This is a genomic window from Streptomyces sp. SUK 48 (assembly GCF_009650765.1).
In the GTDB taxonomy this organism is placed as follows: Bacteria; Actinomycetota; Actinomycetes; order Streptomycetales; family Streptomycetaceae; genus Streptomyces.
The window spans coordinates 7,781,918-7,804,038 of the sequence record NZ_CP045740.1 but is presented as its reverse complement, the minus strand read 5'-3'; the positions used below and the strand labels follow the sequence as shown (position 1 = coordinate 7,804,038).

Annotated in this window: 18 protein-coding genes and 1 riboswitch; of the genes, 3 read left to right on the top strand and 15 right to left on the bottom strand. The window is 73.5% G+C overall.

Annotated elements, in window-relative coordinates; translation table 11 throughout:
- The first annotated feature begins 39 nt into the window (after window positions 1-39).
- Complete coding sequence (locus GHR20_RS34670) at window positions 40-1,020, top strand: LysR family transcriptional regulator (RefSeq protein ID WP_194859070.1); 981 nt, start codon at window positions 40-42, stop codon at window positions 1,018-1,020.
- Between the two features lie 34 nt (window positions 1,021-1,054).
- On the opposite strand, the gene GHR20_RS34665 is transcribed toward GHR20_RS34670, so the two are convergent.
- From GHR20_RS34665 to GHR20_RS34605, 13 genes are all read right to left on the bottom strand, one after another.
- Entirely contained in the window at window positions 1,055-5,359 is a 4,305-nt protein-coding gene (locus tag GHR20_RS34665) for a non-ribosomal peptide synthetase (protein WP_153815489.1), read from the bottom strand.
- On the bottom strand, window positions 5,346-5,627 hold the full coding sequence (locus GHR20_RS34660; RefSeq protein WP_153816264.1) for a phosphopantetheine-binding protein: 282 nt from the start codon (window positions 5,625-5,627) through the stop codon (window positions 5,346-5,348). The genes GHR20_RS34665 and GHR20_RS34660 overlap by 14 nt, the downstream gene beginning before the upstream one ends.
- 147 nt (window positions 5,628-5,774) lie before the next feature.
- Complete coding sequence (locus GHR20_RS34655; RefSeq protein ID WP_153815488.1) at window positions 5,775-7,358, bottom strand: long-chain-fatty-acid--CoA ligase; 1,584 nt, start codon at window positions 7,356-7,358, stop codon at window positions 5,775-5,777.
- Window positions 7,359-7,383: 25 nt separating this feature from the next.
- Window positions 7,384-7,932, bottom strand: coding sequence for an FcoT family thioesterase (locus GHR20_RS34650; protein ID WP_148023496.1), 549 nt, complete (start codon window positions 7,930-7,932; stop codon window positions 7,384-7,386).
- The gene (locus GHR20_RS34645) at window positions 7,929-8,819 is read right to left on the bottom strand and encodes a TauD/TfdA family dioxygenase (RefSeq protein ID WP_153815487.1); all 891 of its coding nucleotides are present in this window, start codon (window positions 8,817-8,819) and stop codon (window positions 7,929-7,931) included. The genes GHR20_RS34650 and GHR20_RS34645 overlap by 4 nt, the downstream gene beginning before the upstream one ends.
- Window positions 8,820-8,858: 39 nt before the next feature.
- Window positions 8,859-10,232: an MFS transporter gene (locus GHR20_RS34640; protein ID WP_153815486.1), complete on the bottom strand. Its 1,374-nt coding sequence runs from the start codon at window positions 10,230-10,232 to the stop codon at window positions 8,859-8,861.
- A 5-nt stretch (window positions 10,233-10,237) separates the two neighbouring features.
- Window positions 10,238-10,993 (bottom strand): aspartyl/asparaginyl beta-hydroxylase domain-containing protein, encoded by a 756-nt coding sequence (locus GHR20_RS34635; RefSeq protein ID WP_153815485.1) that lies wholly within the window; start codon window positions 10,991-10,993, stop codon window positions 10,238-10,240.
- Between the two features lie 289 nt (window positions 10,994-11,282).
- Complete coding sequence (locus GHR20_RS34630; protein ID WP_243878226.1) at window positions 11,283-11,873, bottom strand: sigma-70 family RNA polymerase sigma factor; 591 nt, start codon at window positions 11,871-11,873, stop codon at window positions 11,283-11,285.
- 243 nt (window positions 11,874-12,116) lie between these two features.
- On the bottom strand, window positions 12,117-12,896 hold the full coding sequence (locus GHR20_RS34625) for a hypothetical protein (RefSeq protein WP_153815483.1): 780 nt from the start codon (window positions 12,894-12,896) through the stop codon (window positions 12,117-12,119).
- 133 nt (window positions 12,897-13,029) lie between these two features.
- The gene (locus GHR20_RS34620; protein ID WP_153815482.1) at window positions 13,030-13,578 is read right to left on the bottom strand and encodes a copper chaperone PCu(A)C; all 549 of its coding nucleotides are present in this window, start codon (window positions 13,576-13,578) and stop codon (window positions 13,030-13,032) included.
- Window positions 13,575-15,869, bottom strand: a complete 2,295-nt coding sequence (locus GHR20_RS34615) for a heavy metal translocating P-type ATPase (RefSeq protein ID WP_343336035.1) — start codon at window positions 15,867-15,869, stop codon at window positions 13,575-13,577. Before GHR20_RS34615 ends, GHR20_RS34620 begins: the two co-directional genes overlap by 4 nt.
- A complete protein-coding gene (locus tag GHR20_RS34610; protein WP_153815481.1) occupies window positions 15,866-16,096 on the bottom strand; it encodes a hypothetical protein in 231 nt (76 codons plus the stop codon). The genes GHR20_RS34615 and GHR20_RS34610 overlap by 4 nt, the downstream gene beginning before the upstream one ends.
- A gap of 189 nt (window positions 16,097-16,285) precedes the next feature.
- On the bottom strand, window positions 16,286-17,377 hold the full coding sequence (locus tag GHR20_RS34605; RefSeq protein ID WP_153815480.1) for a HoxN/HupN/NixA family nickel/cobalt transporter: 1,092 nt from the start codon (window positions 17,375-17,377) through the stop codon (window positions 16,286-16,288).
- A 27-nt stretch (window positions 17,378-17,404) separates the two neighbouring features.
- Window positions 17,405-17,608, bottom strand: a riboswitch (cobalamin riboswitch).
- 253 nt (window positions 17,609-17,861) lie between these two features.
- On the opposite strand from GHR20_RS34605, the gene GHR20_RS34600 reads away from it, so the two are divergent.
- Window positions 17,862-19,004: a ferritin-like protein gene (locus tag GHR20_RS34600; protein WP_243878225.1), complete on the top strand. Its 1,143-nt coding sequence runs from the start codon at window positions 17,862-17,864 to the stop codon at window positions 19,002-19,004.
- Window positions 19,005-19,015: 11 nt separating this feature from the next.
- Here the strand turns inward: GHR20_RS34600 and GHR20_RS34595 are convergent, their stop codons facing one another.
- Entirely contained in the window at window positions 19,016-19,570 is a 555-nt protein-coding gene (locus GHR20_RS34595) for an ALF repeat-containing protein (RefSeq protein WP_153815478.1), read from the bottom strand.
- A 121-nt stretch (window positions 19,571-19,691) separates the two neighbouring features.
- Window positions 19,692-20,423: a GNAT family protein gene (locus GHR20_RS34590; RefSeq protein ID WP_153815477.1), complete on the bottom strand. Its 732-nt coding sequence runs from the start codon at window positions 20,421-20,423 to the stop codon at window positions 19,692-19,694.
- A gap of 86 nt (window positions 20,424-20,509) precedes the next feature.
- On the opposite strand from GHR20_RS34590, the gene GHR20_RS34585 reads away from it, so the two are divergent.
- Entirely contained in the window at window positions 20,510-22,009 is a 1,500-nt protein-coding gene (locus GHR20_RS34585) for a PLP-dependent aminotransferase family protein (protein WP_153815476.1), read from the top strand.
- The last annotated feature ends 112 nt before the right edge of the window (window positions 22,010-22,121 follow it).

Below are 22,121 nucleotides of genomic sequence, written 5' to 3'. Positions count from 1 at the left end.
TGGGAACTTCGGCACGGAATCATTGACTGAAATGGAATAATGCTGGTGAGCAGCCCTGATCCGGTCATCGACGCCAATCTCGCCATCGCGCTGGACGCCCTGCTGGCCGAGCACAGCGTGACGCGCGCCGCCGCGCGTCTGCACACCTCGCCCGCCGCCATGAGCCGTACCCTCGCCCGGCTGCGCCGCATCCTCCAGGACCCCCTGCTGGTCCGGGCCGGGCAGACCATGGTCCCCACCCCGCGCGCCCAGGCCCTGCGCGAGGAGGCCGCCGCCGTGGTGCGCGGCCTCGGAGCGCTGCTCAGTCCCGGCACGAGCGTCGACCCGGCCGGACTCGACTGCACCTTCACGTTGCAGGCCGCCGACCTGGTCGGCGCCGCGCTGGCCCCGGGGCTGCTGGAGCTGTCGCGGCGGGAGGCGCCGGGGGTCTCGTTCCGCATCCGGGCCGAGGAGCTGGAGGCCGGACCGGCCCTGCGCGACGGCCGGATCGACCTGGAGATCGGGGCCATCGACCATGTGGACCCCGAGACCCGGGTCGAGGAGCTGGTGAACCTCCGTATGGTGGCGGCCGTCCGGGCCGGCCACCCCCTCACCGAGGGGCCGCTGACCCCGGCCCGGCTCGCGGCCGCCCAGCATGTCGCGGTCAGCCGCCGGGGCCGGTTCACCGGGCCGCTCGACGCCGCTCTGTCCGAGCGGGACCTCCGGCGGCGGGTCAGCGTCGTCCTGCCCGGGCATCTGGCCGCGATGGCCCTCGCCGCGCGCAGCGACCTCGTCTGTCTCGTGCCCGCCGCGCTGCCGGGCGCCGCGCCCTCGCCCCTCACCCATGACGCCCACGCCCTCGGACTGCGCCTCCTCGACATCCCCGTGGCGCTGCCGCCGCTGGCCATCGGCATGGCCTGGCACCCCCGGCACACGGCCGACGGAGCCCATCGCTGGCTCCGCGACGCCGTCCGCCGGGCGCTGCGGGCACCGGCGACGGCCTCGGGCCCGACCACGGCGGAGGCGGTGGAGGCCGGGTAACAGGACGACCAACGGCGAACACGGGAGCCCCGGTTCAGCGGGAGGGGGCGGACAGGGCACCGGTCGTCACACAGTGGTCCAGGTACCGGAAGAACAGGTCGCGGTCGACGGGCGGGCAGGTGATGCCGCCGCGCGCCAGACCCGCGCGGACCCGGTCGGCGCGGACGTGCCCGAGACGCAGGTCGGTGGCACCGCCCCGGCCGTCCGCGCCCGCCGCGGCGGAGTCGAAGAAGGCGAGCGTCGTGGCCGCCGCCTCGGCCGAACGGGGTAGCCGCTCCCGCCAGTTCGCGAGCGGCAGGACCCGTACCGGATAGCCGTACTCCCGCACCCAGTCGTACACGTCCGCGAGCCGGACGCGGGGCAGGGTGGCGTGGTGGAAGACCTGCCCCGCCTCCGTGTCGTCGTACTGGCGCAGGCACAGGTGGACGAGCGAGCGGGCGACGAGGTCCACCGGTGTCCAGACCTCGTCCTCGAACAGCTCCGGGACGATCCTCTCCGGTATCCCCGCGCGCAGCACGCTCCACAGGAAGTCCCGCTCGTTGACGTATCCCGTGGCGGCGGGCCCGACCACCCGGCCGAGCCGGTGGACGGTGACCGGCAGACCGCGCTCGGCCGCCTGTTCCAGGAGGTGCTCGGAGGCCCACTTGGACTGCTGGTAGCCGTACCGCAGGCCCGCGTGGAACGGCAGGAACTCCTCCGGCACCTCGGGGAGGTGGCCGGCCGGCGGGGCGACGGACAGGGTGGAGACGTAGTGCAGGGGTGTGGTCCCGACGGCCGCGAGGCGCAGCAACTGCCGGGTGGACTCGGTGTTGGCGGCGCGCAGGGTGGCGTAGTCGCGCAGGATGCTGACGCTCGCGGCGTTGTGGAAGATCGCGTCGGTGGTCGCGGCCAGGTCGGACCGGGTTTCCCCCGGCAGGCCGAGACCGGGGCGGGCCAGGTCGGCGGGCAGGGCCGTCAGACGGGCCGCCGCCCGTTCGCCGGGCGTGATCCCGTGCCGGACGAGCGCCGCGTGGACGCGGGCGGTGGCCTCCGGTACGTCGGCCGCGCGGACCGTGCAGACGATCTCGGCGTCCGTGTCGGCCAGGAGCCGCGCCAGCAGGTGGGCGCCGACGAAGCCGGTGGCGCCGGTGAGCAGGATGCGCCGGGGGGCGTCGCGCGGGGTGCGCCGGGCGCCCGGCGGGATGTCCGGCCGGATGTCCGGATCGAGTCCGGCGTCGGAAGGGAGGGCCGTGCGGGCGGCCACGGCCGGGGCGGGGCGCGGCCGTTCGGGGGCGGAGTCCGTGTCGGCTTCCGCCTCGGTGAGGAACCGGGCGAGGCCCGCGGCGGTGGGGTGCTGGAAGAGCCAGGCGACCTTCACGGCCCGGCCGAGTGCCACGCCGAGCCGGTTGGCCGCCTGGATGACCTGGAGGGACTGGGCGCCCAGGTCGAACACGTCGTCGTCCACGGCGACGGCGTCGATGCCGAGGAGCCGCCGCCAGACGCCGGTGACGGTCCGCTCCAGGGGACTGCCGCCGGCGGTCGCCCGGCGGGCGGGCGGCCCGGTGAGCGCGGCCCGGTCGATCTTGCCCGAGCCGGTGCGGGGCAGCCGGTCGACGACCTCGACGGCCGAGGGGACCATCGCCGCGGGCAGCCTCGCCCGCAGGTGCGCCCTGATCTCGGCGGCGGTCGGTGCCGGGGGCTCGGCCACCACCTGCGCGACCAGCCGCCGGGTGCCGTCCGGCAGGATCTGTCCGGCGACGGCCGCCTCCCGGATGCCGGGACGGGTGAGCAGGGCGTTCTCCACCTCGGCGGGCTGCACCCGGTGCCCGCTGATCTTGAACTCCGTGTCGGCCCGGCCGAGATGGCGCAGCTGCCCGTCCTCGCCGATGCGGACCAGGTCCCCGGTGCGGTAGGCGCGGGGCGCGTCCGCGAGGGCCCTGAGCGGGGCGAACCGCGCGCCGTCCGGCAGCTCTCCCCGGTAGCCGTCGGCGAGGGTCGGGCCCAGCAGGTACAGCTCGCCGTCGACGACGGCTGCCCTGGTGCCGGGCAGGGGCAGGCCGATGGGCACCTCACCGGCGGCGAGCCCGGGGGCGCTCAGGTCGGCGACGGTGGCGACCACGGTGGCCTCGGTGGGGCCGTAGGTGTTCAGCAGCGTGACCGAGGTGCCCACCCCCGCGCGCCAGCGTGCGACCCGTTCCGGCAGGGCGGGCTCGCCGCCGATGACGACGGTCCGCACGCCCTCGGGCAGGGTGGCGGCGCCGGTCGAGACCGCGTGGGCGAGTTCGTGCCAGTAGGCGGTCGGCAGGTCCAGCACGCTCACCCGCAGCCGGGCGCAGGCGGCGAGGAAGTCCGGTACCGAGTCCGTCATGTCGTCGGTCCGCACCACCAGGGTGGCGCCCGCGCACAGGGTCAGGAAGATCTCCTCCACGCTGGCGTCGAAGTGCAGCGGCGCGAACTGCAGGACGCGGTCCTCCCGGCGCAGCCCGTAGCGGTGCGTGGCCGCGGCGACGAAGTGCGCGAGCGCGGCATGTCCGACCGCCACGCCCTTGGGCCGCCCGGTGGAGCCCGAGGTGTGCAGGACGTACGCGAGGTCGGTGAGCCCGGGCGCCGAGGGAGTGCCGGTGGGGGCGGGCTCGCGGGCGGTCTTTGCCGGCGTGAGTACGGGGTGGCCCGCGAACCCGGCCGCGCGGTCACCCGTGGTCAGGACGAGCGCCGGGGCGGCGTCGGCCAGCAGCCGGGCCGCACGGTCGGCGGGGGCCCCGGGGTCGAGGGGGCAGTAGGCGGCGCCCGACAGCAGCACGCCGAGCAGGGCGGTGACGGCGTCCGTCCCCCGGGGCAGGGCTACGGCCACCACATCGCCCTTCCCGACGCCGCGGCCGGCGAGTTGCCGGGCGAGGTCGCGTGCGGCGCCGAAGAGTTGGGCGTAGGTCAGGATCGCCCCGGCGTGCTCGACGGCGACGGCCGCGCCCCGCCGGGCGGCGTGGTCGGCGATCAGGCTCAGGACCGGGCGGGCCGGGCCGGGCAGGGGGCCGCCGTCGAGCACGGCCACGGTCCGGTGCGCCCGCGGTGCGCCGAGCGGCCGGTCCGGGTCGGTGAGCGCCGCCGTCAGCAGGGCGAGCAGCCCTTCCTGGAAGGCGGCCGTCTCGGACTCGGTGTACAGGCCGGGATTGGTGTCCACGGCGATGCGCGGCCCGGTGCCGTCCGCGCGGTCGTAGACGTTGACGGCCAGGTCGTCGACGGGGCCCGCGGACACGTTGTGGACGGTGCTGGGATGCCCGGCGAATTTCAGGTCGTACTCGAACGGCATGATGTTCACCCCCGGCCCGGACAGCCGGCGCTGCCCGCCCACCAGCCGCAGATCGCGGCGCAACCGCTCGTAGCGGTAGCGCTGGTGCGGCAGGGCCGCGCGCAGTTCACGCGAGAGGCGGGGGGCGAGGTCGCGGAGGCTGTCGTCGGAGGTGACGGGGACCCGCAGGGGCAGGATGTTGCGCACCATGGCGGGCACCCGCAGCGCCACCGATCCGAGGCGGCCCGTCGCGGGCAGGCTCAGGACGATCTCGGGCGCCCCGGTGAGCCGGTGCAGATGGGCGACGGTGACCGCGAGCAGCACTTCCGACCAGGTGACCGACAGGTCGCGGGCGACGGCGCGCAGCCGGCCGGCCGCCGCCGGGTCGAGGTCGGCCGCGTGCCGGTGGAAGGTGCGGGCGGGCAGGGCGGAGCGGCCCGCCGGGGTGGCCACCGGGGGGTGGTCGGCGTAGCGGCCCGTCCAGTAGGCGCGGTCCGCGGCGTGCCGGGCGGACTCCCGGTAGGCGCTCTCCTCGGCGCGGACGGATTCCAGGGTGCCGAATCCGCTCTCCGGAACGGGGTCGCCGGCCATGAGGACGGTGTAGACCTGCGCGACACGCCGGGCGACGAGGGAGAGGCCGAAGCCGTCGAGCGCGATGTGGTGGACGCGGTGGTACCAGAGGAACTCCGCCGGCGCGGTCCGCAGCAGCGCGTGGCCGAAGAGCGGGCCGCGGGTGAGGTCGACGGGGCGGGCCATGTCCTGGTCCATCCAGGCCGAGGCGCGGGCCTGCGGGTCGGGTTCGGCGGTGAGGTCCGCGCGGTGGAGGTGCCAGTCGCCGGCCGGGGTGTCGATCTGCCAGGGGCGCCCGGTGCCGTCGGTGACGAAAGTGACGTTCAGCGCCTCGGTCTCGGCGACGGCATGGCGCAGGGCCCGCTCGAAGACGGCCGTGTCCAGCGGTCCGGCGATGCGCACGTACTCGGCGGTGTTGTACGCCGGGCTGTCCGTGTCGAGTTGCTGGCCCGCCCAGATGCCCTCCTGCGCGGCCAGCAGCGGACGTCGCTCAGGCGTCGGCATGCCCGGCTCCTCCGGTGCGTTCGCTGAGCAGCCGCCACCACTGGGCGAAGGAGGTGCGCTCGGCGAGGTCGACGAAAGTCACCTCGGCGCCCGCCGCCTGCCAGCGCTCCAGCAGGGTGACGATGCGCAGCGAGTCCAGTCCCGCGTCCAACGGGCTCTCCTCCAGGTCGACTTCGCCGGGTTCCAGGAACAGGCACTCCGCGAGGTCCGCGCGGAAGCCGTCCAGGGTGAGGGGCGCGGGCGGAGGAACGGGCGGAGGAAGGGGCAGGGATGCGGGCAGGGGGACGGGCAGGGATGCGGCCGGAGACTCAGGCAGGGGTTCAGGCATGGGGCTCTCTCTCGGTGGCTCGGCCGCCGGTGCGGGTACGGCTCGCCGGTGGGCCCGCGCCGGACGCGAACGGCGCGGGCGGGGAGGTCAGTTGACCTTGCGAGCGGAGTCGCGCCAGTAGCGGTCGCGCAGCTCGCGGCGGAGGATCTTGCCGCTCGGGTTGCGCGGGACGTGGTCCGTGAACTCGTAGCTCGCGGGCAGTTTGAACGCGGCCAGCCGCGGGACGAGGAACGTGTGCAGGTCCCGCCTGCTGGGCCGCGCACCGGCCGCGGGGACCACGAAGGCGTGGACCTTCTCGCCCCACCGCTCGTCGGGGACACCGATCACGACGGCCTCCCCCACCTCCGGGTGGCCCTCCAGCACGTTCTCGATCTCGGCGGGGTAGACGTTCTCCCCCGCGACCAGGATGGCGTCCTTGATGCGGTCGTGGAGGAAGAGGTGGCCGTCCGTGTCGAGGTACCCGGCGTCACCGGTGTGGACCCAGCCGTCCACGAGCGTCTGCGCGGTCATGCCGGGCAGTCCCCAGTACTCGACCATCCGGGCGGGGGTGCGCAGGCAGACCTCCCCCACGGCGCCCGGCGGCAGTTCACGGCCCTGGCCGTCGATCGTCCTGGCCCGCACTCCCGGGTAGGGGCGTCCGGCGGCCCGCAGGAGGGGGCCGCCGGGGACATGGGCGGCCGGGGGCAGGCAGAGGGCGGTGTTGCCGGTCTCGGTCAGGCCGTAGATCTGGGCGAACTCGCAGTCCAGCATGGCAAGGCTCTGCTCCAGCAGCGCCTCGGAGATCGGGGAGCCGCCGTACACCGTCTTGCGCAGGGTGGTGAAGTCCCGTGCGCTCACGCCGGGTTCGGTGAGCATCATGCGGAGCATGGCCGGGACCACGCAGGCGGTGGTGACGCCGAGGTCGCGGACGAGGTCCACGGCCTGCCGGGCGGCGAAGGCGCGCATCGCCACCACCGTCGTTCCGGCGTTGAGGTTCTGCGTGGCCCACCACAGGCCGCCGACATGGAATCCGGGGATGCCGATCAGGGCGATGTCGCCCTCCCGCCAGTCGATCCAGTCCAGTTGCTCGCTCGCGAGCGCGTCGCGGATCGCGAAGAAGCTGCGGTGGGCGAGTACGACCCCCTTGGGCAGCCCGGTGGTCCCGCTGGTGTAGAGCTGCGCGACCGGTGTGTCAGGGGTGGCCTCGAACTCCGTTTCGCTGGCGGGGTGTTCGGCACGCCAGGCGGTGATCGTGTCCACCGGGACGACGGTCTCCGGGGGCCGGGTGGGCATGGCCGCCACGATCGGGGCGAACTCGCCCTCCAGGAAGAGCAGTCGGGCGCCCGAGTCCTGGAGGATGTGGCTCACCTCGGGCGCGGCGAGCCGCCAGTTGACCGGGACCAGCACGGTGCCGGTCTTGGCGCAGGCGAAGAGCGCCTCGTAGTAGTGCTCGGACTCCTTCCCGAGGTAGGCGACCCGGTCGCCCTCGCCGAGGCCGGCGGCGCGCAGGGCGTGCGCCATGCGGTTGCCGGCGCGGTGCAGTTCCCCGTACGTCAGGGTGCGGCCCTCGCAGATCACCGCGACGGCCTCGGGCCGGCGGGCGGCGTGGAAGCGGGTGGTGTGGACGAGGGTGCTCAGTTCGGGGTGGTGGAGCCTCGCGCCCCGGGGCCGCGGGGCCGTGGTCGTGTCCATGAGCGGTCTCCCTTCGGTGAGTGGTTCAGGGGACGTTGACGAACGCGAGGGTCACCTCGCCGTCGCACCGGCCGCCGTGGGCGTCCTGGTAGCGGAACACGGTCGGGGCGTGCAGGAAGGGACCGGCCGTGCCGGAGGTGCGCCGGGTCACGGAGCGGAACTCCATCTCCCCGGTGAAACGGCGAGGGTCGACGGGCCGCCGGAAGTTCGCCGCGAAACGCGCGATGAGGATGTCCGGGAGCTGGTGGCGCCAGAAGTCGTCGAGGGTCCAGTCCTCGAACCCGGTCAGCAGCCGCTCCTTCACGGACTTGGCGACCAGGTAGTACATCATCTGGTTGTAGGCGATGTTGACCTCGACCGAGTTCAGATGGCCGGTGTCGTCGATGTAGCAGGACTCCGGGATCGCGAACGCGCAGCGGGCGGAGGCGAGTCCGCCCGACGCCGTGACCTCGGCGGATCTCAGGTACGCGCAGTGCTCCTTGTAGGGAGCCAGGACCCGGGCCAGCAGTTCCTCGTCGGTGGGGTACGACCGGTGCGGTCGGGCTGCGGCACGGTCGGCGGCGGGAGAGCTCACGCGGCCACCATCCCGTCGTACAGGGCCCGCTCGTCGTGGACGGTGACCCGGTACGACACGGTGGGTTCCGGGGTGGTGGTGTGGCGGGCGCGGTGGATGAGGCTGCGGTTGTCCCAGACCAGCAGGTCGCCCTTCTCGAAGCCCTGAAGGTGGATGCCCTCGTGTGCGAAGGTGTCGTCGAGCTGGCCGGTGGCCTCGAGGAGGCCGGCGAGGAGTTCCCCGCCGAGTGGTGCACCGTCCTGGCCCTCGATGCCGACGGTGAAGCCCTCGCTGATGTAGAGGATCGTTTCCCCGGTCATCGGGTGGGTGAAGGTGGTGGGCTGGACGACGGGCGGGGTCTTCGTCTCGACCTCGTCGATGACCTCGGAGAGCGGCCGGTAGACGTCCTGCGGCCGGATCTTGAAGTACTTCCGCACCGAGTGCCGGCAGCGTGTTCCGGCGACCGCCGCTCTCAGCTCCTCGGGCAGCCGCGCGTACGCCCTGCCCATGTCGATGAAGTAGGTGCCGCGGTTCTTCTCCGGGATCACCTGCGGGTGGATCAGGGTGAGGCCGAAGGGGTCGGGCATGAACTGGTAGTCGGCGTGCCAGAACTTGCCCGTCTTCGGCACACCTATCTGCTTGCCGCCCTCCGGGACGTTGGAGGAGACGAACACCTCCGGGACATCCGGGTGCCGGTACATCGGCTCGTAGTACGTCTCGGGACGGCCCAGGCGCCTGCCGAGGGCGAGGAACCGCTCGGGAGAGAGGTCCTGCCCCTTCAGCACGGCGATCTTCTTCGTGTAGACGGCTTCCTTGAGGGCCTGGATGTCCGCTTCCGAGGCCGTGGTGTGGTCGAAGCCCTCGACGGTGACGCCGAGCGCGGCACCGGGCTGGTCCTTGATGTGCATGACTGTCGGTCCTTCCTTGTTCTGGGCGGGGAGAGCCGACTACGCGGCGGGGGTACGGCCGGTGCGCAGGGCCAGGGTGAGCGGGGCGCCGCAGCAGAGGGCGGCCGCGACGGCGAAGACGGCGATCCGTATGCCGGTGAGCTGGTTCCCGTCCGGTGGGCCATGAGCGGCACCCGAGGACAGGGCGACCAGCAGGGCGAGGCCGACCGCGCCGCCCACCTGGAGGGTGGTGGACGCCATTCCGGAGGCCACCCCCTGGTCCTCGGCGGCCACTTCGGAGGCGGCGGCGATCCACATCCCGGTCCAGGCGGCGCCCTGCCCGATCCCCAGGAGCACGATGCCGGGCAGCAGCAAGAGGTACGACCCGTCTCCGGTGAGCGCGAGTCCGAGTGCGACGGCTCCGCCCGCGCCCAGCGCCATGCCGCCGGCCAGCATGCGCGGCACTCCGACGCGGGCGACCGCCAGTTCACCGGCCCTGGTGCCCAGGGCGGTCACCACGGCGGGGACGAGGAACGCGAGGCCGGTCGTGAACGCGCCGTAGCCGCGCACGCTCTGGAAGTAGAGGGTCAGGAAGTACGGCAGTGAGCTGAAGGTGGCGCTGTAGAGCGCGGTGAGCGCCATCGCCGCGAGCAGCCCCCGGTGGGCGAACAGCCGCGCCGGGACCAGCGGATCGCGGGCACGGATCTCCACGACCGCGAAGACCGTGAGCAGGACGGCCGCGAGCGTGGCGCCGAGCAGCGTGGAGGGACTGGTCCAGCCCGCTTCGGGCGCGTGTATCAGCGAGAACACCAGGAGCGTGATCCCGCCGGTGCCGGCCAGCGCGCCCGTCACGTCGTACCGGCGGGGGCCCGTGCGCGGGCCGTCCGCCGGGAAGAGCCTCCGTCCCGCCCAGGCCAGCGCGGCCGCCACGGGCACGTTGACGAAGAAGACGGACCGCCAGCCGAACGCCTCGACGAGCACGCCGCCCAGCAGCGAACCGAAGCAGAGGCCGGCGGCCCCGGCGGCGCCCCAGACCGCCACGGCACGGTTCCGGGCCGAGCCCTTTGCGTAGAGGGTGTTGATCAGCGCGAGGGTGGCCGGGAACAGCAGGGAGCCGCCGATGCCCTGCGCCGCGCGGACGGCGACCAGGGCGCCCGCCGACTCGGCCAGGCCGCCCGCCAGCGAGGAACCCGCGTACACGAGGGCCGCCGCGACGAAGGTCCGGCGCCGTCCCAGCAGGTCGGCCGTCCGGCCGCCCAGCAGGAGGAAGCCGCCCGTCGTCACGACGTAGGCGCTCACCACCCACTGGAGATCGTGCGGGGAGAAGCCGAGACCGGCTCCGATGTCGGGAAGGGCGACGTAGACGATGTTGTAGTCGAGCGCGATGACCAGCTGGGCCAGCGCCAGAACGAGAAGGGAGAACCGTGCCCGCACCGGTTTCAGCCGTCCGCCATGAGGCGCCTGATCTCACCGATGAGCACGGTGAGGGCCAGCCGCTCCGGAAGGGTCGTCCCCGGATGCCAGAGGTCCACGAGGAGGCAGGTCCGCGGCCGGTCGCCGTCGTTGCGCGCCGTGTGCTCGAAGGAGTAGTCGAAGAGCAGACACTCCCCCTCCGTCCAGGACCGGGTCTCCCCCGCCACCGTGAGGGCGCAGCCGTCCGGGATGTCCACGGCGAGATGCAGGTTGATGCTGAAGTTCCACAGGTCGCAGTGCGGGGCGATGACCGCACCCGGCAACAGGATGGAGAAATGGGATTCCAGGAGGGGGCATATCTTCTGCGTCCGTACGGCGAACTCGTCGAGCACCTGGTACGCCGTGGGCGCGAGGCCCGCCGTTTCCTCGACCAGCCCGCCGTCCCGGTACAGATGGAGCGCCTGCCAGTCCTCCTGGCGGCTCAGGTAGTGCTCGTAGCCCGAGAACGCCTCCGGGCGCCCCTCCCAGGCGGCGGTCAGCTCCTCCTTGATCAGCGGATGAGCCGCTTCGAACGCCGCGACGAGCGGGGCCAGTTCAGGATGACCGCGGGGGTCGTGCCAGGGGGTGGGCGCCAGCCCCGGCAGGATCCACCTGGCGCCCCGCTGGAGCGGGTGCCGCGGGCCCCCTGCCCCGGGCTGGAGCATGAGTTCCACACGGTGGAGGGAGTCCGTGCCGTGCGCGCTTCTGATCGCCGCGAACGCGTCCTCTGTCTCGGGTGTCATACGGGCCCTCCTGGTCACTGCCGTCGCGGCCGACCGTCGGGCCGGTGTCGTCGCGGTAGGAGTCGGGGCGAGGAGCCGTTGAGTTCCCACGAGTTTCGACGAGTTGCCGCCGGTTCCTGCCGATTTCCGCATCCAGCACGGGAGTTGCCCGCTCCCTACGGTCCGCCGACGATGCCCGCACCGCAGTAGTCGTCCGCCCCCGCCGTCGAGTTCCCGGCGGCACGGTCCCCCGCCGAGGACCGTGCCGCCGCGCGCCGTCACGAACGTTTGGCCCTCAGCGGGCTCGGCGTCAGCCGGCCGGCGCGCTCACCGCCTCGGCCTCCCGCAGCACCCGTTCGAGGGTCGCCCGGGCGCGGGACACCCGGGAGCGGACCGTGCCGACGGGACAGCCGGCGAACCCGGCCGCCTCCTCGTACGACAGCCCGACCATTTGGGTCAGCAGGAACGCCTCGCGGCGTTCGTCGGGCAGGGTCTCCAGAAGGCCGAGCAGGGCGATGCCGTCCTCGAAGCCGGGCAGACCGCGGGGCTGCGCGCCCTCCACCGCCGTCCGCCAGTCGACGGTGTCCGCGATCCGGGGGCGGACCGCGGCGCGGCGCAGGCTGTCGGCGACGGCGCGGCGCGCGATGGAGAGCAGCCAGGTACGGGCCGAGGCCCGCCCTTCGTAGCGGTGCAGGCTGCCGAAGGCCCGCGCGAAGGTGTCCTGGGTCAGGTCGTGGGCGGTCTGGGGGTCGCCGCTGAGGTAGGTGACGTAGCGCAGGACGTCGCCGTGCAGGGCGCGGACGAAGTGGTCGGCGGCGTCGGGGTCTCCGCCGCGGGCGGCCAGCGCCCAGGCGGTCGCCGACTCGTCCGCGGCGGCACGGTCCGCCCGTGGAACGGGCATGACAGAGATCATCGTGTGAGGTCCTTCTCGGGTCTTCCGGGGCCGCCCGCGCGGGGGCATGGCTCACCGGGTCATGGGGTGCGCCCGTACGCGGAGGCAGGGCGATGCCCGGAGCCCGTGGGGAACGGTCCGCTCACGGCCTCGCGTCGAGGTGCCGGGCAGAGAGTTCCGGGCACATCCGCGCGCGAGGGCGCACGAGACGAGAGGACGAGGGAACGAGGGGCTCCGGTGGATCCGGCTGTCTCAGCGGACAGCGGCACCCACGGGCGGCCCCCGGAAGGTGAGGGAGCAGCACAGGAGAAGACGCACCGGGGCCGGCGCGTCGACGGCGCGGCGCCCGTGCACGCCGGGACGGCGGTACGGCGTGGGCAGCGCCCCGAGCAGCCGCAGCGGGGCCGCGAGCCAGGCGGCCGTCGCCCGCAGGACGCGGAAGACGGCCCGCTCGCCGTAGGCGAGCCACAGCCCGCACAGGACCGCGGCCAGGAAGTGCGCGGCGAACATGCCGACCGAGGCCGCACCGCTCATGCCGGCCATGTCGTGCACAGGGCCGAGTCCGGCCATGCCGTGGACCGACTGGCCCGCGGACCCCATGTCCATCCCGCCCATGGCACCCGTGTGCATCGAACCCATGGACCCCATGGAGTTCATGGACCCCATGGAGTTCATGTGCATCGAACCCATCGAGCTCATAGGGCTCATAGGGTCCATACGCATGGCGCTCGTGCCCGTCGGCGGACCGGCGTGGGCCATGGTCATGGGGCCGGACGCCGAGGACTGCGCCAGCGAGAAGGTCTCGTGGAGCACCACCTGGGCAGCGGTCACGACCGCGACGATCGATGTACGGCCGCGCTCCCGCCCGGCGAGCAGCCAGCCCGCCGCGCCGGTCCCGGCCGCCCCCGCGGCCATGGCCCACCAGGGGACGGCGGTTCCCGACATCGTCGCGTGACCGAGGGCGGCGAGCAGCACACAGGCCGCGGCGAACACGCCGGCCCGCACTGCGCGGCACCACCCTGGGACAGTCATAGCCCGCTCATCCTCGCACCCGGGATCCGGTCGCCGTCAGGGGGTGGGCGCGAACCCCGCCCCTCGGCCCACCGGCAATGAGGCGACACAACTCACAGCAGACGCACAGGAACTCGGAGAGCACGGGAAGCGACTACCGCGCCGACACCGTACCCGGCCGCACCACCACGGCCAGGACCCTGACCGGGCCGCTGCGCCGGAACTCCAGCGTGAACGGCACGAGATCACCCGAACGCCACGCCTTCGAGGGCACGGGCACCGTCAGATCGACACCGATCGGCGACATGGCGAGACGTTCGCCCGCGGCGACGGACACGGAGTCGGTCTCGGCACGGTAGGCCGTGTTGCCCCGCGTCATGACGTGCCGGGAGAGCGCGACCTCGCCGGGGACGCCACGCGCCGTGATCCGGACGAGCGTGTCGGCGGAGCCGCCGTCGTTGGCGACGCGGAAGAACGCCGCCGTCTCCGGAACACCGACGGACGGCAGCAGGACCCGCCCCTCCGTGACACGGATACGCGCCGGACTGCCGGCCCGGCCCGCGCCCACCCAGGCGGTCAGCCCCGCCAGCGCCGCACAGCACGCCACGACGGGCGCCAGGACGGCCAGTGCGCCGTCCCGCACCCGCCGCCGGTCCAGGCCCCGCGCCCGCGAGACCCGGTCCCTGATTCCGATCCACGTCATCGCGCACCCGCCTTCCCGGCACGCGCCCCGTGCGCCCGGCCTCGGGCCGCGGCCGGCCGCCAGTTGCGCAGCCGGAGGCTGTTCGCCACCACGAGCACGGAACTCGCCGACATCGCGGCGGCCGCGACCATGGGATCGAGCAGGCCGACCATGGCAGGCGGCACGGTGACGACGTTGTAGCCGAACGCCCAGGCCAGGTTGGCCCGGATCGTGCCCAGGGTGCGCCGGGCCAGACGCACGGCGTCGACCAGCGCCTCGATGTCCCCGCGGGCCAGGGTCAGGTCGGCCGCGCCGATGGCCACGTCGGCGCCGCTGCCCAGGGCGATGCCCAGGTCGGCCCCGGCGAGCGCGGCGGCGTCGTTCACCCCGTCCCCCACGACCGCCACCCGTGCGCCCTCGTCTCGCAGTCTCCGCACCAGGGCGGCCTTGCCCTCCGGGGTGCAGCGGGCGTGCACCTCGTCGATGCCGAGCGCGGCGGCGACGGCCTCGGCGGACGCCTTGCGGTCTCCGGTGGCCAGCACCGGGCGGATGCCGAGCCGCCGCAGCCGGTCCACGGCCCGGTAGCTGCCGGGGCGCAGCACGTCGCCGACGGCGATCAGCGCCTTGGCGCGCCCGTCGACCCGTACCAGGACCGGGGTGTGCGCGGCCTCCTCCGCCGCGGCCAGCGCCTTGGCCAGTTCGCGCGGCAGCTCGCCCTCCGGGGAGCCCACCTCGACCGCCAGACCGTCCACCCGGCCGTGGACCCCGTACCCGGGGACGGCGGCGAAGTCCGTCACGTCCGGCAGGGGTCCCACCTCGCCCGTGCGGCGGGCGTACGCGGTCACGGCCTGTCCGATCGGATGCTCGGAGCCCTGCTCCACGGCGCCGGCCAGCCGCACCAGCGCCTCCTGCCCGAGCGCGCCCGGCAGCGCGGTGACCCGGGCCACCGTCATATGACCGCTGGTCAGCGTGCCGGTCTTGTCCAGGACGACCGTGTCCACGTGCTGAAGGGCCTCCAGTGTCCGCGGTCCCCGCACCAGCACGCCCAGCTGCGCCCCGCGCCCGGTGGCGGCCATCAGCGCGGTGGGCGTCGCCAGCCCGAGCGCGCAGGGGCAGGCCACGACGAGTACGGCCACGCAGGCGGTGAGGGCCGCCTGCGGATCGGCGCCGGCACCCAGCCAGAACCCGAGGACGGTCACCGAGAGGGCGAGGACGACGGGTACGAACACTCCGGCGACCGCGTCCGCCAGCCGCTGCGCCCGTGCCTTTCCGGCCTGTGCCTCGGTGACGAGGCGGGTGATCCGCGCGAGCCGGGTGTCCGCGCCGACCGCCGTGGCCTCCACCAGAAGCAGCCCGCCGGCGTTGACGGCGCCGCCGACCAGGGCCGAGCCCGGACCCACCGCCACCGGCTCGCTCTCGCCGGTCACCAGGGACAGGTCCACGGCGGAGGTGCCCCGCGTCACGCGTCCGTCGGTGGCGACCCGCTCCCCCGGCCGCACCACGAAGGTCTGCCCCACGCGCAGCCGCTCGACCGGGATCGACCGCTCGCCGAGCTCGTCGCGCACCGAGACCTTCTTGGCCGCCAGCTCGGCGAGCGACCGCAGCGCCGCCCCGGTCCCCCGCCGGGCCCGCCCCTCCAGGAACCGTCCGGTCAGCACGAACAGCGGGACGCTGACGGCCGCTTCCAGATACAGGTGCGCCCTGCCGTCCGACGCGGAGGGCAGGAGGCTGAACGACATCCGCATCCCGGGCTCACCCGCCCCGCCGAGGAACAGCGCGTACGCCGACCACGCGAACGACGCCACGATCCCCAGCGAGACCAGGGTGTCCATCGTGGCCGTGGAGTGGCGCAGCCCCCGCAGCGCGCGGAGGTGGAAGGGCCAGGCGCTCCACACGGCCACCGGAGCGGCCAGCACGAAGCACAGCCACTGCCAGTTCCCGAATTGCAGGGCCGGCACCATGGAGAGCACCAGCACCGGTACGGCCAGCAGCGCGGTCACCGTGATGCGCTCCCGCTCGCGCCGGGACCCGGCCTCCTCCTCGTCCTCGGCCCTCGCAGCCACCTCGGCGACCTCGGTCACCGGCAACGCGGCCTGGTACCCGGCCTGTTCGACCGCGGTGACGAGGCTCTCGGGCGCGACATCGGCCGGGTGGCTGACCCGGGCGAGCCCCGTGGCCAGGTTGACCGTGGCCGTGACGCCGTCCAGCCTGCCGAGCTTCTTCTCCACCCGGCGGACACAGGCCGCGCAGGTCATCCCGCCCACGGTGAGGTCGGTGACGACGAGTTCCGCCGCCGGTTCGAGAGCGGTCACTCGCCGCCCCCATGACTCATCCCGGGCATGTCGCCCGTACCGCCGCCGCTCCCGCCGCTCCCGGTGCCGTGCATGCCGGGTGCCACCGGCCCCGCCGCCGAGCCGACGGCGTAGGACACCGAGAACAGCAGCACCAGCAGGAGCAGGAATCCGCAGAGCGCGGGAGGCGGCAGCAGCCTGCCGGGGGTCGTACGGGTGGAGCCGGGTGACAACGGGATATCGGCCATGCCCGACCTTCCTGGTCGCATCGGACCGTCGTGCGAGAGCTGGCGGTGGAAGCCGTACCGTCGCAGTAGTCGGACCGGTGGAGCGTCGAGTTCCGGGGCATGATCGTGACGTACGCCATAGCCGTCGGCGCCCCCGGTGCCCACCGGCGCTGACGACGGCTCACGGAGGTCCCGGGAGCGGCCGGAGGGTCAGCCGCCCTCGCCGAGCCGGCCCGCCCACCGCTGCTCCACCCTGGCCAGCCGCCAGTACGCCAGGGCCGCCGCCCACACGACCACGAACAGGCCGACGATGACGTACCCCACGTTGTCCAGGTCCAGATCGGCGATCCAGCCGGTCACCGCGTCGCTCAGGTCGAGCTTCTCGTGCAGCACGCCGACCAGTTCGATGGTGCCGATCAGGAAGGCGACCGCGATGGACAGGCCGGTGATGGTCAGGTTGTAGAACACCTTGCGCACCGGGTTGGAGAACGCCCACTGGTAGGCGAAGTTCATGAAGGTGCCGTCGAGGGTGTCGAACAGGCTCATCCCGGCGGCGAACAGCAGCGGCAGGCACAGGATCGCGTACCACGGGAGCCCGGCCGCGGCGCCGCTGCCCGCCATCACCATCAGGGTGACCTCGGTCGCGGTGTCGAAGCCGAGCCCGAACAGGAAGCCCAGCGGGAACATCTGCCCGGGCCGGGTGATCGACCTGGTGAAGCGGCCCAGGAACCGGTTCATGAACCCCCGCGAGTCCAGGTGCTGTTCCAGCGCGGTCTCGTCGTACGTGCCCGCTCGCATCGCGCGGAAGACCCGCAGAATGCCCGCGAGCGCCACGAGGTTGAGCGCCGCGATGAGGTAGAGGAACGTCCCGGAGACCGTGGTGCCGACGACGCCGAGGGTCTGGTGGGTGCGGGAGTCGTCGTCGAGCAGGGTGCCGGCGAGCTGTGCGCCGCCCGCGACCAGGGCCGCCATGGCGACCACCACGCTGGAGTGGCCGAGCGCGAACCAGAAGCCGACCGACACCGGACGCTTGCCGTCGGCCATCAGCTTGCGGGTGGTGTTGTCGATCGCGGCGATGTGATCGGCGTCGAACGCGTGCCGCATGCCCAGGGTGTACGCGGTCACCCCGAGGCCGATCCCGAACGCCTTGGAGCCGATCTCGTAGTGGCCGGGCACGACCAGCAGGAACAGGATGCCGAACGCCACGACGTGCAGGGCGGCGATCACCACCAGCAGCCCGGCGGTACGGACGGTGTCCTCGCGCCGCCAGTGAAATCGGGTCGGCTCTGCGGGCAGGGTCATGCGGTCACGCTCCAGCACCTCGTGGATCAGCTCGTGAAGTGCCGTGGCCGGTCTCCTGGCTTACGGGTGCGCGCGTGTACGTCCCGGCCTTCCCGTCCGCCGGGCGGCGAACAGTGACCGTGCAGAACTGGGACGGGCACTCCCCGATCACAGTGGCGAGGGCCGCTCCGGTCTGAGCCCCGCTGAGGGCTGTCACCGGTCTTCCCGAACACCACGGCCCGCCCACCGTAGAGCCGTCCCCCCGCTTGCGCGCAACCACGGCTCCGCTCGGGTATCCAAGATCACATCCGGTCTCCCGGTACGGGCGACCCGTCGATCCCCAGGTAGTCGTCGCGAGCCGCGGCCTGGTTCCCGGTTCTGGACCGACGGCGTGAGAAGCCGCGTCGGCCGTCGCGGACACCCCTCAGGGACCGGGCGAGGCTGCTAGCTTCGCGCACCTGGTTCGAGGGCGATGCCGGGAGCACCGGCGGGTACGGAGGCGGCGGTGACGAAGGCGACCGGAATTCCCGAGGAGCCGGCCGGATCTCCTGTGCGGCGTCGCAGTCTCCTGGCGTCCGCCGCGCTGGCCGCGGGCACGCAGGTCTCGGCGGCCGCGTGCGCTCCCGGTCGCCCGCCCGCGAAGCCCGCACGGCACATTCCGGCACGGCGCGGGAGGGTGGCCCGCCTGATCACCGTCCCCGAGAAGCACCGCGGTGTCGACTGGCTCAGATCGGCCCTCCAGGTGGCCGTGGAGATCGAGTTCTCCACCATCCCGCCCTATCTGTGCGGCTGGTGGTCCATCAAGAACCGCACGTGCGACGCCGCCCGGCTGATCCGGCGCATCGTCTCCGACGAGATGTACCACCTCGGGATCGTCTGCAATCTGCTGGTCGCGCTGGGGGGCCGCCCCCGGATCAAGGGAGCGGCGCCGGTCTACCCGGGCCCGCTGCCGGGCGGCGTGCATCCGGGGGTGGACGTATACCTGTCAGGCTTGACCAGGGCGCTCGTACGGGACGTGATGATGGCCATCGAGGCGCCCGCGGCACCACTGACCGGCAGCGCGCGCGACCCTCTCAGCATCGGCCACTTCTACGACGAACTGCTCACGGCGTTCCGGTCGGTGGCCCCGGATCTGTCCGCCGACCGGCAGCTGTGCGAACGCGTCGGCGAGGACGTCCTCAGGCCCGTCAGAACGCTCGACGACGTCGAGCGCTCGATCGAGGTCATCAAGGACCAGGGGGAGGGCACCTCGGTCTCCCCCGCCGACGACCTGGGAGACGGACACCTGGCGCACTACTACGCGTTCGCCGAGATCTACCACGGACGTCGGCTGCGGGAGGCCGACGGCACATGGCAGTTCACCGGGGCTCCGGTCCCCTTCCCCGACACGCGGCCCATGTCCGTCGTCCCGGCGGGCGGCTGGCCCCGGCCGCCCGCCGGGGCCCGCAGGCTCCTGGACGACTTCGACGACACGTACACCACGGTTCTCGACGCGCTCGAAACGGCGTGGCGGGAGGGCGACCACCACAGCCTGAGGACCGCCGTGCGTCGTATGCGCAGGCTGGAGACCCCCGCCGTGGAACTGATGGAGATGCCTGTCACCGGCCCCGGGGCGACCTACGGCCCTCAGTTCCGTCCGCGCGGCTGACCAGGGGCCGGTCAGACCTGGTACTGGCCGACGGTGATGAAGTAACGCAGCTCCTCCGGCGTGCCGTCCATGGCCTTCTCGGCCGCGGCGCGCAGGGCCTTGCTGATGCCGGGGCGGGCCAGGATCCGGGCGGTGGCGACGCGGTCGTCCTCCGCCCGGGCGAGCCGCAAGCCGCTCTTCAGGAACGCGGCCCGGTCGGCCGGGCTGCCGTCGAGAGCCTTGTTCGCCTCCCGCTTGACGGCCTTGCCGGAGGCCGGGTCGGCCAGCAGCCGAACGATGGCAAAGGCGTTGTCCTCGTCCTGGGCCTTGGCGTAGCCGGTGGCGAGGAACGCGGCCCGGTCGGCCGGCGTGCCGTCGAGAGCCTTATTGGCCTCCCGCCTGACGGCCTTGCCGGCGGCCGGGTCGGCCAGGATCCGGGCGATGGCGACGGCGTTGTCCTCGTCGGAGCCGGCCACCGCGGACGTGTGCGGGACGGCCGGGGCGGCGGCGAAGGACGGGCCGGCCAGCAGCAGTACCGGAGTCAGTGCGGTGGCGGCCAGGACGAGCGTCGCGCGGGTCTTGTTCATGGGTCCCCCTCGTCGGAACCGGTCTGGTGACCGATCCCGTTGGTCAACAGAAGGAAATGATCTTATGTCAGATGATCATTCGGATCGATGGCCTGTGCTGTCCGTACGGCGAGCGCCGGCGTCACGGCTTCTCGTCGAGCGCGCCGGCCGAGCGCAGATCGGCAAGGGACCGCTTCTGGCGGCCTCGCGCGTCGAAGTTGTCGGGCGAGAGCCACTCCCGCAGGGCCTTGCCGGCCTGTGGCCACTCGGAGTCGAGCAGGGAGTACCAGGCCGTGTCACGACTGCGGCCCTTGTAGACCACGGCCTGACGGAAGATCCCCTCGAAGGTGAAGCCCAGGCGCAGGGCCGCCCGGCCCGAGGGCGCGTTCAGGCTGTCGCACTTCCACTCGTAGCGCCGGTAGCCGAGTTCGTCGAAGACATAGGACATGAGCAGGAACTGGGCCTCCGTGGACGCCGGAGTCTGCTTCAGCAGCGGTGAGAAGGCCACGCTGCCGACCTCGACGACGCCGTTGGACGGATCCTGGCGCATCAGGGAGAGCATGCCCGCGGCCTTGCCGGTGCGGACGTCGACGACCGCGTAGAACAGGGGGTCGTCCCCCCGGGCCACCGCGGTCACGTGGGCGCGGCAGGCGGCCGGGTCGTCGAAGGGACCGGCCCCCATGTACGTCCAGTCGCCGCCGTCCGGCGCGAGGGCGTAGGCGGAGTACAGATCCTCGGCGTGGCGGTCCGCGTCCAGGGGCTCCACCCGGCAGAAGCGGCCGTCGAGGGTGACCCGGGCGGGCGCGGGACGGGCTGTCCAGCCGGGCAGCGACGGGCCGACGGGCTGACCGTGTTCATTGAGACGCGCGGACATGCTCTTCTCCTGGTGTGTGCTGATCTCTCCCGCTCAGGCTAGGCCGCCGCATGGACCCTCGATAAGGTCCACCGTAGGGTCATTTCATGGAGCCACGCGCGGGGATCGCACCAGGACCGGACGACCGTGAAGCCCTCGGGCCGCCGTTCGACTTCCTGCTCCAGGCGCCGCTGTCCCGGGCCCGCGGCGGGGATTCCCTGCAGAAGCAGCTCCTGCACCGCCTGCGGGCCGCCGTCCTCGACGGCCGCCTCCCGGCGGGCAGCCGCCTGCCGGGCTCGCGCGCCCTGGCCCAGGGCCTCGGGGTGTCACGCAACACCGTGACGCTCGTGTACGACGTCCTGAGCACGGAGGGCTATATCGAGCCGAGCAGACAGGGCACCCGCGTCGCCGCCCTGGCCCGCCCGCGGCCGGAGACCCCTGCCCGGCCGGCCCCGGCCACCCTGTCACGACGCGGCGACCGAATCCGCACGCCCGGCCCGGCGGACGCCGACTCGCTCGCCTTCACCCCGGGCGTCCCCGCTCTGGCCCAGTTCCCCCTGGCCTCCTGGCGGCGTTCCCTGGACCGGGCCCTCCAACAGGGCGGAACACAGCTGCTCGGCTACGGCCCGCCACGGGGCGAACCGGCCCTGCGGACCGCCATCCTGCGCCACCTCGCGCTCGCCCGCGGCATCGACTGCACCCCCCGACAGCTCGTCATCACCGAGGGAGCGCAGGAGGCGCTCTCCCTGTGCGTCCGGCTGGTCACCGACCCGGGCGACACCGCCTGGCTGGAGGACCCCGGCCACCGGGGCGCACAGACCGCGCTGGCCTGCGGCGACCTGAACGTCATCCCCATGCCCGTCGACGCGGAGGGCCTGCGGACCACCGCCGCCGACTGGAAGCGGCACCCGCCCCGCCTCGTCTGCACCACTCCCGCGCACCAGTACCCGACCGGCGCGGTGCTCACCGCCTCCCGGCGCCTCGACCTGATCGAGAAGTGTCGCCTGCACGGCGCCTGGATCGTGGAGGACGACTACGACAGCGAGTTCCGCCACACCGCGGAGCCCCTCGCCTGCATGCAGGGCCTGACCCCCGGCGCACCCGTGTTCTACGTCGGCACCTTCAGCAAGACCCTCTTCCCCTCCCTGCGCCTGGGCTTCCTCGTCCTGCCCGAGGCGCTGGCGGACCGGGCGGCACCGGTGGTGGACGAGCTGCTGCGCGGCGGACACCGCGGCGAACAGCTCGCCCTCGCCCACTTCATGGAGAGCGGGCAGTACGCCAGACACCTCGCCCGTATGCGCCGCCTCTACCGCCGCCGACGCGACGCGCTCAGGACGGCACTGGCCGACCACCTCGGCGTGCCTCACACCGTCACCGGCGGGGACAGCGGCATGCACCTGACCGTACGGCTGCCGGCCGACGTCCCCGACCAGCCCCTGGCCCGCGCCGCCCGGCGCCACCGGCTGGCCCCCTGGCCGCTGTCCCAGTACTCCCTGCTCCCCGGCACCACCCACAACGGCCTCGTCCTGGGCTACGGCAACACCCCCGAATCCGCGTACGCGCCCGGCCTGCGCCACCTCAACCGCCTGATCAGGAACCCGGACTGAGCGCATCGGCGGGATCGGCGGCGGCGCCTAGGGTCTTTCGTTTGGATCAGGCCGGATCAGGGAGCGGGGTCTGGTGCCGTGCGTCGCAAGGCGGAGGAGGGCGACATGGCGG